General features: G+C 66.2%; 14 protein-coding genes and 1 pseudogene. 6 read left to right on the top strand and 9 right to left on the bottom strand.

Annotated elements, in window-relative coordinates; all coding sequences use genetic code 11:
- Positions 1–21 precede the first annotated feature (21 nt).
- Both OVO38_RS03305 and OVO38_RS03300 read left to right on the top strand, forming a co-directional pair.
- Positions 22–912, top strand: coding sequence for a patatin-like phospholipase family protein (locus OVO38_RS03305; protein WP_095537759.1), 891 nt, complete (start codon positions 22–24; stop codon positions 910–912).
- A gap of 21 nt (positions 913–933) precedes the next feature.
- Positions 934–1,818 carry a patatin-like phospholipase family protein gene (locus tag OVO38_RS03300; protein ID WP_095548459.1) on the top strand — a complete coding sequence of 295 codons (885 nt, stop codon included), beginning with the start codon at positions 934–936 and terminating at the stop codon, positions 1,816–1,818.
- On the opposite strand, the gene OVO38_RS03295 is transcribed toward OVO38_RS03300, so the two are convergent.
- The gene (locus OVO38_RS03295) at positions 1,805–3,394 is read right to left on the bottom strand and encodes a peptide chain release factor 3 (RefSeq protein WP_095548458.1); all 1,590 of its coding nucleotides are present in this window, start codon (positions 3,392–3,394) and stop codon (positions 1,805–1,807) included. The genes OVO38_RS03300 and OVO38_RS03295 overlap by 14 nt on opposite strands.
- A gap of 63 nt (positions 3,395–3,457) precedes the next feature.
- Here OVO38_RS03295 and OVO38_RS03290 point away from each other — a divergent pair, with 63 nt between their 5' ends.
- The 3 genes from OVO38_RS03290 (at position 3,458) to OVO38_RS03280 (ending at position 6,092) form a co-directional block, all read left to right on the top strand.
- Positions 3,458–4,810 (top strand): TrkH family potassium uptake protein, encoded by a 1,353-nt coding sequence (locus OVO38_RS03290; RefSeq protein ID WP_267207746.1) that lies wholly within the window; start codon positions 3,458–3,460, stop codon positions 4,808–4,810.
- Entirely contained in the window at positions 4,803–5,477 is a 675-nt protein-coding gene (locus OVO38_RS03285; RefSeq protein WP_095545946.1) for a potassium channel family protein, read from the top strand. Before OVO38_RS03290 ends, OVO38_RS03285 begins: the two co-directional genes overlap by 8 nt.
- A gap of 78 nt (positions 5,478–5,555) precedes the next feature.
- Complete coding sequence (locus OVO38_RS03280; protein ID WP_095545945.1) at positions 5,556–6,092, top strand: NADPH-dependent FMN reductase; 537 nt, start codon at positions 5,556–5,558, stop codon at positions 6,090–6,092.
- A gap of 1 nt (position 6,093) precedes the next feature.
- On the opposite strand, the gene pth (OVO38_RS03275) is transcribed toward OVO38_RS03280, so the two are convergent.
- Positions 6,094–6,672, bottom strand: a complete 579-nt coding sequence (gene pth, locus OVO38_RS03275) for an aminoacyl-tRNA hydrolase (RefSeq protein WP_095546394.1) — start codon at positions 6,670–6,672, stop codon at positions 6,094–6,096.
- Between the two features lie 4 nt (positions 6,673–6,676).
- On the opposite strand from pth (OVO38_RS03275), the gene OVO38_RS03270 reads away from it, so the two are divergent.
- Positions 6,677–7,588, top strand: coding sequence for a nitronate monooxygenase (locus OVO38_RS03270; RefSeq protein ID WP_267207745.1), 912 nt, complete (start codon positions 6,677–6,679; stop codon positions 7,586–7,588).
- Here OVO38_RS03270 and OVO38_RS12455 read toward each other — a convergent pair.
- The 7 genes and pseudogenes from OVO38_RS12455 to OVO38_RS03240 form a co-directional block, all read right to left on the bottom strand.
- Positions 7,585–8,073 (bottom strand): DUF6891 domain-containing protein, encoded by a 489-nt coding sequence (locus OVO38_RS12455; protein WP_415528316.1) that lies wholly within the window; start codon positions 8,071–8,073, stop codon positions 7,585–7,587. The genes OVO38_RS03270 and OVO38_RS12455 overlap by 4 nt on opposite strands.
- 96 nt (positions 8,074–8,169) lie before the next feature.
- Positions 8,170–8,967, bottom strand: a pseudogene (locus tag OVO38_RS03265) (fumarylacetoacetate hydrolase family protein); the annotation flags it as partial.
- A 9-nt stretch (positions 8,968–8,976) separates the two neighbouring features.
- Positions 8,977–9,540 (bottom strand): aminoacyl-tRNA hydrolase, encoded by a 564-nt coding sequence (gene pth / locus OVO38_RS03260; RefSeq protein WP_095535694.1) that lies wholly within the window; start codon positions 9,538–9,540, stop codon positions 8,977–8,979.
- 20 nt (positions 9,541–9,560) lie between these two features.
- Entirely contained in the window at positions 9,561–10,214 is a 654-nt protein-coding gene (locus tag OVO38_RS03255; protein ID WP_267207744.1) for a 50S ribosomal protein L25/general stress protein Ctc, read from the bottom strand.
- A gap of 192 nt (positions 10,215–10,406) precedes the next feature.
- The gene (locus tag OVO38_RS03250; RefSeq protein WP_165765816.1) at positions 10,407–10,559 is read right to left on the bottom strand and encodes a hypothetical protein; all 153 of its coding nucleotides are present in this window, start codon (positions 10,557–10,559) and stop codon (positions 10,407–10,409) included.
- Positions 10,560–10,657: 98 nt separating this feature from the next.
- Positions 10,658–11,692, bottom strand: coding sequence for a histidinol-phosphate transaminase (gene hisC / locus OVO38_RS03245; protein ID WP_267207743.1), 1,035 nt, complete (start codon positions 11,690–11,692; stop codon positions 10,658–10,660).
- A gap of 6 nt (positions 11,693–11,698) precedes the next feature.
- On the bottom strand, positions 11,699–13,060 hold the full coding sequence (locus OVO38_RS03240) for an amino acid permease (protein WP_267207742.1): 1,362 nt from the start codon (positions 13,058–13,060) through the stop codon (positions 11,699–11,701).
- Between the last annotated feature and the right edge of the window lie 17 nt (positions 13,061–13,077).

Raw genomic sequence — 13,077 nt, 5'->3', positions numbered from 1 at the left:
AAAACGTTTAGGATGAAGCGCATGACTGTTGAGCCAGAAATTGACGCCCGCGACGTCGCCGTCATCTTCGAAGGCGGAGGCACCAGAAACTCGTACACGGCCCCGGTGGTGGAGAAGCTCATCGCGGAGCACGTGCAGTTCGGCTGGGTTGGCGGCATTTCCGCTGGTGCGAGCCACGCGCTCAACTTCGCCTCGCGCGACGCGTACCGGTCAGAGAAATCCTTCACCGACTTCGTTGGCAACCCCGAGTTCGGCGGCTGGCGCACCATGGTCCGCGGCAAGGGCCTGCTCAACGGCGAGTTCATCTACGAGGGCTACGCGGACCAACTGCCGTTCGACATGGAGACGTTCCTTCGCACGGAGGAAGAGGTGCACCTCGAGGCTGTCCGTGCGGATACGGGGGAGACTGTCACCTACAACCGCGAGGACATGCAGACCATCGAACAGATCAATATCGCAGCACGCACCTCGTCGACACTGCCGCTCGTGATGAAGATGCGCGAGGTCGACGGTGTGCCCTACGTCGACGGCGCGCTGGGGACCTCGGGCGGCATCCTCATCCAAGCGGCGAAGGACGCCGGCTACTCCCGCTTTCTCGTCGTGCTCACCCGCCCGCGCGACTACATCAAGCCGCCGGAGAAGCGGCAGCGCGCTTTACGACGCATCCTGCGCAAGACCCCCAACGTCGTCGACGCAATGGTCGCACGCCCCGGCATCTACAACGCGGCGCGCGCCGAGGTGAAACGCCTGGAGGCGGCGGGCGACGCGTACGTGTTCTACCCCGAGCACATGGGGGTGGAGTCGACCGAGCTGAACGTGGACAAGCTGAAAGCCAACTACGCAGCCGGCCAGGAGCAGCTGGCACGCGAGTGGCCCGCGATGCGCGAGTTCCTCACCCAGCGGGATCGCTGATCCAGCCCTAAACTTTGGCGCATGATTGATGCGCAAGACGTGGCCCTGATTGTTGAAGGCGGCGGGATGCGCAACTCGTACACCGCACCCGCCATCGTTCGTCTCATCGAGCAGGTGAAGTTCGGCTGGGTCGGCGGCGTCTCCGCGGGCGCCGTACACGCGCTGAACTACGCGTCGGCGGACGTGCGCCGCGCCCGCGCCGCGTTTACCGAGCTAGCCTCGCACCCGCACTTCGGCGGTGTGCTCAAACTGGCGCGCGGCAAGGGGTACTTCAATTCCGAGTTCCTCTACGGGCAGGCGGAACAACTCCTTCCGTTCGACTTCGCCACCTTCGCCGCGTCCTCCACTCAGGTGCACGTGGAGGCGATGCGCGCGGATACCGGTGACACCGTCAGTTGGGGCAGGGACGACTTCTTGCGCGACCCGTCGCTCGTGGCAAGGGCGGCCCGCGCGTCGTCGACAGTGCCCAAAGTCATGCCCATTACGCTTATCGACGCCGCACCGTACGTCGACGGCGCCCTCGGCACCTCCGGAGGCCTGCTCATCGACGCCGCGCGCCGGGCCGGCTTCACGCGCTTCGTCGTCTTAGCCACCCGCCCCCGCGATTACTGGAAGAAACCGCTGGTCCAGCCCGCGGCCGTGCGGGGCATGTTCCGCCGCTACCCGGAGATCGGCAACGCGCTACACGTGCGCGCCGGGCGCTACAATGCCGCCAAGCGGGAGATTCTCGCCGCCGAGCGGGCAGGCGATGCGCTGGTCTTCTTCCCCGACAACATGCAGGCCGAGTCGATCGAGCGCCGCCCCAGCAAGCTGCAGCGCAACTACGCTGCCGGCCAGGCGCAGCTCGAGCGCGAGTGGGAACGGTGGATCGAGTTCCTCGCCGCTCCAGCGCCTAGTCTGCGATAAGCGGCTCGATCGTCAGCTCGGGGTGCTCCTTCTCCACGAAGGCCAGCTTCCATTTGTCGCCGAACAGGGCGATAATTTCGCCGTCCGTGCGCGTGAAGATCTCCACGCCACGCTGGCGGCCCAACTCGTCGGCGGACTCCGCGTCGGTGCGGCGCGCCACGGAGTAGGGAACCGGCTCGGTGACGGTCTCCACGTTGTACTCCACCTCCATGCGCGCCTGCATGACCTCGAACTGCATGGGGCCCACGGCCGCCATCACCGGGGCGGCGTCGCCGCGCAGGTCGTTGCGCAGAATCTGGACGACGCCCTCGGCGTCCAGCTGGTCGAGTGCCTTGCGGAACTGCTTGTACTTGCCCAGCGACTTCGCCCGGAGCGTGCGGAAGTGTTCGGGCGCGAACTGCGGCATCGGCGGGTACTGCACGTTCTTACCGGTGAAGATGGTGTCGCCCGGGGCCAGTGAGCCCGCATTCACAAGGCCGATGATGTCGCCCGGGTAGGCGGTATCTACGGTGTCGCGGTTTCGGCCGAACACAGTGAGGGCGTACTTGGTGGAGAAGGTGCGGCCGGATTGGGCGTGCGTGACCTGCATACCGCGGTCGAACTCGCCGGAGACCACGCGCATGAACGCCAGCGTGTCTCGGTGGTTGCGGTCCATGCCCGCCTGCACCTTAAAGACGATGCCGGAGAAGTCGCCGTCGAGGTCGCGCTCCTCCTTCGGGCGCGGGGCGGGCGCGATCGCGCACAAGGTGTCCAGGATCTGGTGGACGCCGAAGTTCAGCATTGCGGAGGCGAAGATGATCGGGGAGGTGATGCACTGCTCGAACAGCTCCTGGTTGTGCAGGGCGCCGTCCGCGGCGAGCAGCTCGACCTCTTCCACCGCGGTGTCCCACACCTCGCCCTCCTTGCCGGAGGCGTCGTCCGGGGCGTAGTGCTCCTCGGGCGCGATGGTGGAACCGCCGGCGGTGCGGATGAAGTGGACGTACTCGTCGGCCTCGCCGTCGTCGCTGATGTGGGCGAGGCCGCGGAAATCACCGGCTTCCCCGACCGGCCAGTAGAGGGGAGTGGGCTGCAGGTCGATTTCGTTCACGATCTCGTCGACAAGCTCGAGGGGCTCGCGGCCGATACGGTCCCACTTGTTCACCACGGTGACGATTGGCAGGCCGCGGGCCTTGCAGACGCGGAAGAGCTTCAGGGTTTGCGGCTCGAGGCCCTTGGCTGCGTCGATAAGCATGACTGCCGCATCGACGGCGGAGAGGACGCGGTAGGTGTCCTCGGAGAAGTCGGCGTGGCCCGGGGTATCCACCAGGTTGATCACGTAGGGCTCGCCCTCGTGCCCCTCCGGCGCGTACTCGAACTGGAGCGCGGAGGAGGCGACCGAAATGCCGCGGTCTTTCTCCATATCCATCCAGTCGGACACGGTGGACTTGCGGTTGCCCTTGCCGTGGACGGCGCCCGCTTCCGAGATGATGTGTGCGTGCAGCGCCAGCGCCTCGGTAAGCGTGGACTTACCGGCGTCGGGGTGGGCGATGACGGCGAAGGTGCGGCGGCGCTTGGCCTCGGAAGTGAGAGAACTCATGCCGCAGAGTGTAGCCGCCAAGGGTTGGTGCGGAGGAATCGCTTGCGTCTATACTTCACCTTTGTGAAGCGCTTGCTTTTCTTGCGATCGCTCGGCCCAGCACGGCTGACCGCGATCGGGTTCCTGCTGCTCATCCTGAGCGGCACGGGGTTGCTCATGCTCCCCTTCGCGGAGGCGGGGGCGGAACACGCCTCGTTCCTGGCTGCGCTCTTTACCGCGACGTCTGCGGTCTCCCTGACCGGCTTGGTCGTCGAGGACACCGGCACCTTCTGGAGCCCCGCCGGGCAGGCCGTCATCCTGCTGCTCATCCAGCTCGGCGGGCTGGGAATCATGTCGCTTGCCTCGCTGTCCGGGCTGTTGCTCACCGGGCGCATCAGCTTGAAGGCGCGCAAGACCGGCGCTTACGAGGGGCGCCCCATCACTGCCGGAGGCATCCGCCGGACCCTCATCTTCACCTTTGGGTTCACGGCGATCGCCGAGGCCACCATCGCGGTGATCGTCGGCGCGCGGCTCATGGTGGGCTACGGGTACTCGTTCCGCCGCGCCGCCTGGGAGGGCGTCTTCCACGCCGTTTCCGCGTTTAACAACGCCGGGTTTAGCACCCACAGCGACAACCTCGTGTCCTTTGCGTCCGATGCCTGGATCCTCATGCCGCTAGCCGCCGCGCTGATCGGCGGTGGCCTCGGATTCCCAGTGTGGGCGGAGCTGGTGCGGCTGGTGCGCCGGAAGTCCAACGCCGTCCACCGCATCTCCATCACGGCGCGGATGACGCTGGCTGCGACGGCGTTCCTGCTTGTCGCCGGCACCGTGTTCGTCGCGGCGACGGAATGGACCGGCGTGCTCGGTCCCATGCCGGTGGGGGTGAAGCTGCTCAATGCCTTCTTCGCCAGCGCGTCGCCGAGGACTGCGGGCTTTAACGCTGTTGATTATGGGCAGGCGCACCCGATCACGCTGATGGGCACCGACGTCCTCATGTTCCTCGGCGGAGGCTCGGCTGGCACAGCGGGCGGCATCAAAGTGACCACCGCGTGCGTGCTGCTGGCGGCGATGGCGGCCGAGTTCACCGGTCGCGAAAAAACGACGATCGGGCACCGCAGCCTGCCGCACTCGGTGACCAGGCAGGCGCTCGCGCTGAGCTTCGCGGGTGTCATGGTGGTCACTCTTGGCGTGGCGGCCCTGCGTGTCTTCGACCCGCAGTTCACCGGTGACCAGGTGTCCTTCGAGGTCATCTCCGCATTTGCAACGTCGGGGCTTTCCACCGGCATCACGGCGGGGTTGTCGTCGGCGTCGCAAATCGTGCTCTGCTTCATCATGTACCTGGGCCGCGTAGGCCCGACCACCCTGGTGGCGGCGCTGTCGGCGAAGATGCTCGATAGGCGCTTTAGCTACCCCGAAGAAAGGCCGTTCATTGGCTAAGTTATTTTCCCGCGCGACGATTGACATTCCGCCCGTCGTAGTCATCGGGCTCGGCAGATTCGGCACCGCCTTGGCCACCGAACTCATGGCGAACGGGGTGGAGGTGCTCGGCGTGGACTCCAGCGAGAAGATTGTCCGCGAGCGGGCGCCGTACCTCACCGAGGCGCTCGCCGCGGACACCACGGACCCGGAGGCGATGCGGCAACTGGGGATCGAGGATGTCGAGCGCGTTGTCGTCTCCATCGGCTCCCACTTGGAGGACTCCATCCTGACCACGTCCAACCTCGTCGAGCTGGGGGTGCAGGACATCTGGGCGAAGGCGGACTCGGAGGCGCACGCGCGCATCCTGCACCAGATCGGGGCCAACCACGTGATTCGCCCGGAGCGCGACACGGGCAGGCGCGTGGCCCACCTGTTGGGTGGGCACTTCCAGGACTTCGCGGAGATCTCCACCAACTACGGCGTGACAAAGATGGCGGCGCCCGCGTGCGTGACGGGGCGCCCGCTCGACTTGGGTGAGGTGTGGAGGAGCCAGCATGTCCAGCTCGTCTCGGTGAAGCGGGATGAGGGGTGGGCACCGCTTACCGACGGCACCCAGCTCACGCCGTCGGACCGCATCGTGGCGGCGGGCAGCCCGCGTGACCTGGAGCACTTCTCGCAGCACTGATTCGGCTGACAATGTTGCGGGGAGCGGTGTAGAGTAAAGGGGCGAAATTGTAGACGAATCAACAAAAGGGTTGTATCTATGAAGATCGGAATCTTCCTCGGCTCCATCCGCAAGGGACGCGCCGGCGAGGCCGTCGCCCGCTGGGTCTCGGACGCAGCTGAGAAGCGCGACGGCTTCGAGTACGAGCTGCTCGACCTGTCCGAGTTCAACGTTCCGCTGCTCGACGCGGAAATGGTGCCGGGCGCCGCAAACAAGCAGTACGAGGACGAGGCCACCACCGCGTGGTCCAAGGCGGTCGACGCTTGCGACGCCTTCATCTTTGTCACCCCGGAGTACAACCACTCCGTGCCGGGCGCGATGAAGAACGCCTTCGACGTGCTGGGCGCCGAGTGGGCCGGGAAGCCCGTCGCGTTCGTGTCCTACGGCGCTGATAACGGCCTTCGCGCGGTGGAGCACTGGCGCCAGATCGTTGCGAACTTCTCCATGTTCGGCGTCCGCAACCAGGTCGCGCTCTCCCTGTTCGAGGACTTCGCCGACGGCGCCTTCGCGCCCCGTGAGCAGAAGAACCAGTCCCTGGAGAACGTGCTCAACGACCTCGAGCAGGCGCTGTCCTAATCTAGCGCCCGTGGATCTCGTTCTGAGCCGCGGCGAGCCCGCGGGCGCAGACGAGGCGCGCGGCTTCCGCGGCCGTCTCGATCGCCTCGTTCCCGGAGAGCGGGCCGAGCACCCAGTCCGGCACGGGCGTCCCCTTCGGCGGGCGGCCAATGCCGACGCGGACGCGCACGTAGTCGCGGGTGCCCAGGTGCTCTGTGATGGACTTGAGCCCGTTGTGCCCATTCTCGTTGCCGCCCAGCTTCACGCGTACTTTCCCCGCCGGGAGGTCCAGCTCGTCGTGGATCACGACGATCCGCTCCGGCCGCACGCCGAACGCTGAGACGGACTCGCCCGACAGGTTCATGAAGGTGGTGGGCTTGGCAAACGTGACGTCGTCAATGTGCTGCACGAGTGCGCGGCACTTCGGCGCGGGGCGCAAATCTTTGGCACACTGGTCTACGGCCAGGAAACCGGCGTTGTGCTTCGTGGTCTCATATTCGGGGCCGGGGTTTCCCAGCCCCACCACGAGCCACTCGGTGTGGGGGCTGGCCGGTGGCTGGGATGTCAGTCGCTTCAGAAAATCGAACACGGGGACAAGCATAACCATGGACCTACCACGCATCGTCGCCGCACCGATGGCGGGCGGACCAACCACGCCGGCGCTGGTCAACGCGGTCAGCTTCGGCTTTCTCGCGCTCGGCACCTGCACCGTCGAGCAGGCTCGCACGTGGCTCGGCCAGTGCACACCGCCGTTTGGCGTGAACCTCTTCGTACCGCAGGTCGAGCCTTCGCTTATCGACGTCGAACTCATCGCCTCCGAACTCGGCACCGACGTCCCGAACGTGGATGTCACCGGGGGCTTTGAAGAAAAGTTCGAGCTCGTCCTGGAGGCCGCGCCACCCATTGTGAGCAGCACCTTCGGGCCGCTGGACCCGGAGCACGTGGAGCGGTTGCACTCCGTCGGTTCGGAGGCGTGGGTGACCGTGACCCGCATCGAGGATGCGTGGGAAGCGATGGGCGAGTCATGGAACGCCGACGGCGTCATCGTGCAGGGCGCAGAGGCGGGCGGGCACCGAAGCACCTGGTCGCCGCTGGAGGTTCCGGACACCCGCTACCTGGACACCATCGTCGAAGAGGTGGCGGACTTCGGTGCGCCGTTCATCGCCGCGGGCGGGGTGCGGGGGCCGGAGGATGTGGCACGGCTGCGGGATCTGGGCGCGTCGACCATTGCGTGCGGCACCGCCTTCCTCATGGCCGATGAAGCCGGTACCAGCCAGCGTAACCGCGAGCTGCTGCGCACCGACCGGAGAACCGTGGTGAGCAAGGCGTTTTCCGGCCGGTGGGCGCGCGGCCTGGAAAACGAGATGACCAAGCGCTACCGCGACATGCCGCCGATCTACCCGTACCTGCGCCCGATGACGAAGGATCAGGATTACTGCCTGGTGGGCAAGGACCGCGGGGAGCTGATGGAGGCGCCGGCGAAGGAGATCGAGCGCTACCTGCTGGGCGAACGTTAGTCGCTCAGCGCCAGCTCGAACACGAGGCCGCTGCAGGTGATCCGCGCGGCGCGGGTGCCTTCCCACTCGGGCGCGAAGCCGACGTCCCTGAGCGCGTCGACGACCTCCTGGCCGACGGCGTCGTCGGCGTCGGTGTTCGGCGCATCCAGCGAGGCAAACCCGAAATAGAGCTTGCCGGTGTGGATGAGGCCGTCCACGTCCTGCGTGGTGCAGTAGGCGTAACCGCGGCGGCCCTCGCGTGTGGCCCGATCCGCGCCCTCGTCCGCGGCTTCGGCCTTGGTCCAGCCCTCGTCGAAGGAGAAGGAGAGACCGCGGTCGGCGAGCGCGTCGCTGAAGGCCTCGAGTTTTGTGGCGTCCTCGGAGGGGGAGGGGATGCGGCGGGCGTATTCGGCGCGGATGTCGTCGAGAAGCGAAAGGGCGTCGACGTTGTCCTCGTCCTCGTAATGCGCGGTGATTTCGGCGGCGCTCCAGCCGTGGCAGAGCATCATCGCGATGTCGCTCTCGTCCGACTCTGGTTCGTAGAGGTACTCGGAGGGCGGGAACGCACTGGCGAGCATGGCGTGCTGTCGCCGCAGGATGCGGGTGGTGTTCTCGATCGCGCCGAGGCCGTCGATCTCCACGCGGACCGTGTCACCGTCTGCGAGGTAGCGCTTGGGGTCGCGCGCGTGGCCCACGCCCGCCGGAGTGCCAGTGGCGATCACGTCACCAGGGTTGAGCGGGTAGAGGTGGGAGATGAACTCGATGAGCTTGGCGGGGGAGAAGATGAGATCGTCGGTGGGGGCCTGCTGCATCATCTCGCCGTTGACGGTGGTGGTCAGGGTGGGGCCGGGCTGCCACTCGGTGTCCAGCCACGGGCCGAACCCCGCGGTCTTTTCTAATGATTTTCCCTGGTGCCACTGCTTGGTGCGCTTCTGGATGTGGCGCTGGGTGTAGTCATTGATCACCGCGTAGCCGGCGATGTGTGCGTGCGCATCCGTTTCCCGCACGTGCCGGGCGTACTTTCCTACCACCACAGCGAGCTCGCCCTCGAAGTCGAGCGTATCCGCGTTGAAGTCGGGGATCTCCGCGTCATCGTAAGGGCCGATGAGGGCCTCGGGGAACTTGATGAAGAGGGTGGGGACGTCGGGGCGCTCGTGCCCCATCTCCTCGATGTGCTTGGCGTAGTTGAGCCCGACGCAGATGATCTTGCTTGGGCTCGGAATCACGGGCGCTAGCTGGTCGTGGGAAAACGAGACACGTTCGCCCTCCTGCCAGGAATCCGACTGGAGGAGCGCGCCGACGTCCGGGAAACCTGGGTAGGTGACCGCGGTGGTGTCGGACTCGAGGCGGGCGGCGACGGTCAGGTCATGGCCGGGGACTCTCAGGGTGACTAAGCGCATGCCACAAATTTATACGGAATGGCGCCACAAATCTGCCGCATCGGCCGCGGCGATGGAGATCTCGACCTGCTCCCGGGAAGAAAACGGCTTGAGCACGTAGTCCGCCGGGGCCATGCGGCCTGGCGGGCGACCAATGCCGAGCGCCAGCTTGTGGTAGGGCTTGCCGCCCAGGGATTTGGTGACGGACTTCAGCCCGTTGTGCCCGTGGTCCCCGCCGCCGGTGCGGAGCTTGACCTGGCCGAGCTCGAGATCCAGCTCGTCGTAGGCGACGTAAAGGTTGGACGGGGGAACGCGGAAGTAGTCCGCGAGCGCCTTGATCGGCCCGCCCGAGACGTTCATGAAGGCCCGGGTGCGCGCCAGGATGACCTGGCGGTCGGGCAGGAGGCGGCCGGCGGCAAGCTCGGCGACCTCGGTGTTCGTGCGTTTGTGCACGGCGAGTTGGGCCGGCATCGGTGTGGCGCGGGAGCAGAGCTCGTCGATAAGCGCGATGCCCGCGTTGTGGCGCGTGCCGGCGTAGGTGGGGCCGGGATTTCCCAGCCCCACAACGAGGAGGGGCGAATCAGAAGTAGACACGGCCCCTCAGCATATCGTGTTTACTCCTCGGAGTCGCCAGACTCAGCCTCGTCCTCGGAGGACTCAGCGCCAGCCTCGGCGCCGCCCTCCTCGGCCTCAGCAGCGGCTTCCTCGAGCTCCTCGTCAACCTGCTCGTAGGTGACGTTGACCAGCAGGTCCTCCGGGTCGGACAGCAGAGTAGCGCCCGCCGGCAGGGTGACGTCGCCAGCGGTGATCTGGTCGCCGATCTCCTTGCCCTCGACGGACACCTCGAGCTCGTCCGGGATGCTCAGGGCGTCGATCTCGATCTCGATGACGTCGTTCTCCACCAGGACGACGGCGTCCGGGTGAGCCTCGCCGGTGGTGATGACCGGGACCTCGACGTTGACCTTCTCGCCGCGCTTGATGCCAAGCACGTCGATGTGGTCGATGTCCATGGAGATGACGTTCTGGTCGATGTGCTTGACCATGCAGAGCAGCTTCTCGCCGTCGAGGTCGAGCTCGAGAATAGCGTTCACGCCCTCGTTACGGATGATCGCGGAGATCTCGATGCGGTCCACGGAGAAGTGAACGTTGTCGATGCCGGACTCGTAGAGGACGCCCGGGATACGACCCTCGCGACGCAGGCGGCGGGCAGCGCCCTTGCCAAACTCTTCGCGCTTTTCAACCTTGATGACGGTCGGGGTAACAGCCATGATGTGACTCCTTTATAGTTTCGGGCCACAGGAAAAACCTGCGACCACTGAACGGAACAGGTGCTCGTCGAGTGATCGCAGGCTTGCTCATCACTGCTCACTCGAGCATGAGAAAAAGTCTGGATACATATCGCGCCGATAACGGCTATACAGCCCTCGCCGAGACGTGGAAAGTGTAACCCACCAGCGACATCAATCCAAACTCTTGGAGGAGCGGATGCCCAGGCGCGAGCAGACGAGGTACGCCACCGTTTCCGCCTCGAGCTCCTTTATTTCGGTGTGCAGGTACAGGCGCTCGCGCTGCTCGGGGGTCCAGTGCTGGGGCTGAGCAGCGTTGTCGTGCATCGGCCCGAGGTGGCCAGGCTGTACAGTTCTGCAAGGACGGCGTCGACGGTGCCGAGGTTGAACTCCAGGCCCGCGAGCGTACGGAGCGAGGTGAACGTCTATTCCAATATCTGGTGAAGGACGCGCAGGCAGGCGTCTGTCTCGTCTTCGTTCGTGACCGTGATGCGCACGCCCTCTGGAAACGCGCGCACAAGCACGCCGTGCGCGGCCATGCGCTCGGCGAAATCCTGTGGGGCACCCGGAATCCAGACGAAGTTGGTCTGCGACTCCGGCGTGCCGAAGCGGGACAGCGCCTCGACCAGCCTGGTCCGCTGAACACACGTCTCGTCCACACGAGCCTGCAGCTCCGCGCCCGCGCTCAGGCAGGCGACGCCCCCCGCCTGCGCGACGGAGCTGACAGAAAACGGCACCGCCACCTTGTTCAGGGCCTCGATGATGGCGGGGGCGCCGAAGGCGTAGCCCACGCGCACGCCGGCCAGGCCGTACGCCTTGGAGAACGTGCGCAGGCCCACCACGTTGGGGTACTTCGTGATTTCCTCGGTGGCCACCGGGGTGTCGGCGGCGCGGTTGTACTCAAAGTAGGCCTCGTCGAGCGCGACCGTCACGCGCGGCGGGACCGCGGCCATGAATGACTCCCACTCCGCGGTGGTGATCGTGGTGCCGCTCGGGTTGTTCGGGTTGCACACGAAAATGAGGCGGGTGGCATCGGTGATTGCCTCGGCCATCGCGGCGAGGTCGACGCGGTGCTGCGCGTCCAGCGGGATCGGGCGCGGCGTCGCCCCCGCGACCTGCGCGAAGATGGGGTAGGCCTCGAACGATCGCCAGGGAAAGATCACCTCGTCGCCGGGCTGCGCAGTGGCGGTGACCAGCTGCTGGCACAGCGCCGAGGAGCCGGTGCCCACAGCGACCTGGTCGACGTCGACGCCAAGGTGCGCGGCCAGGGCTTCGCGCAGCTCCACCGCGCCCATGTCGGGGTAGCGGTTCGTGCCGTCCAGCGCCTTCGTCATCGCCTCCACCACGGTGGGCAGCGGTCCTTCCGCGGACTCGTTGGAGGAGAGCTTGACGGTGCCGGGCGCGAGTTCGCGCGCGCCGGGGACGTATGCGGGAAGGGATGAGAGGTCGTGGCGGATCATGCCTGACTAGTTTAGGACCTCATCGTGCTTCCGGAGGGCACTTATCACGCTCAGTGCGACGACCCAGGCAATGAGCGCGAGCAGCCCCACGCGGTAATCCGGCAGGCACGCCATGAGCACGAGCACCAGCAGGTAGAACCCGGCGCAGAGCCAGTTGGCAACGGGGGAGAACGGCGCGCGGAAGGAAGACTGCCCGCCGCCCGCGCGGAAGCGGAGGTGGGCAAAGCTTATCGACGCCCACGTGATCAGCTCAGAACCCACGATGATGGCAAGCAACACCGCGAAGACCTTCCCCTCGAAGAAGTAGTTCAGGATGACGACGACGCCCATGAGCGTGGCGTCGAAAAGCAGTGCTCGAAGCGGAAGGCCCTTCTTGGTGGTGGCGGAGAACCAGGCGGGGGCCTGGCCGTTGCGGGAGAGGTCGCGGAGCATACGGCTGCCGGAGTACGTCATGGTGTTGCACACCGAGGCCACCGCCACCAGGATCACCAGGTTGAGAAGGTGCGCTGCGCCGTCAACGCCGACCGCCGTGAGCACGCGGATGAACGGGCTGGCGGAGGAGCCCTGCTCGTCCCATGGGGCGAGGAGCAAGATGACGCTCATGCCGCCCAGGTAGAACAGGAGGATGCGCCAGATGACCGAGTTGACGGCGCGTGGAATGGACTTCGACGGGTCCTGCGCCTCGCCCGCAGCCGTGCCGATGGACATGATGCCGCCGAACGTAAACGTGACGGCGACCAGGGAGAACAGGACGCCGGTGGCGCCGTTGGGGAAGAACCCGCCGTGGATGAACAGGTTGTCGGTGCCCACCGCGGGTTCTGGTCCCAGTCCCAGGACGAGCACGACGCCCAGCACAATCATGAGGGTGAGCGCGATGACCTTGATCAGGCTGAGCCAGTACTCGGCCTCCGCGAACACGCTCACGCGCGCCGCGTTGATGGTCACCACGACCAGGAGCGTGACCAGGGCTGTGAGCCAGTGGGGGATGGAGGGGAACCAGAAGTCGAGGAACGTGCCCATGGCGGTCAGCTCGATCATGCCCACCACGATGGTGGTGAACCACCAGTTCCAGCCTGCGATGAAGCCGGCGCGCGGGCCGATGAACTCGCGGGCGTAGGCGGCGAACGAGCCGGAAACCGGGCGGGCGACCGCCATCTCGCCCAGCATGCGCATGAGCAGGTAGACGATCGCGCCGACGATGAGGAACGCGAGCAGGACTGCGGGGCCGGCGTAGCTGATGGACTCAGCGGAGCCGAGGAACAGGCCGGTGCCGATCGATGAGCCAAAGGCGATCATCTGCATGTGGCGCTGCTTCACGCCGCGCTGCAGGCCACCATCGCTTTCTGGCGGTGTTGCTACGTCGGACACGGGACTCCTCACAATTC

This window comes from Corynebacterium sp. Marseille-P8863 (assembly GCF_946902955.1).
Classification (GTDB): domain Bacteria; phylum Actinomycetota; class Actinomycetes; order Mycobacteriales; family Mycobacteriaceae; genus Corynebacterium; species Corynebacterium gottingense.
This window is presented reverse-complemented; position numbering and strand designations above follow the sequence as displayed.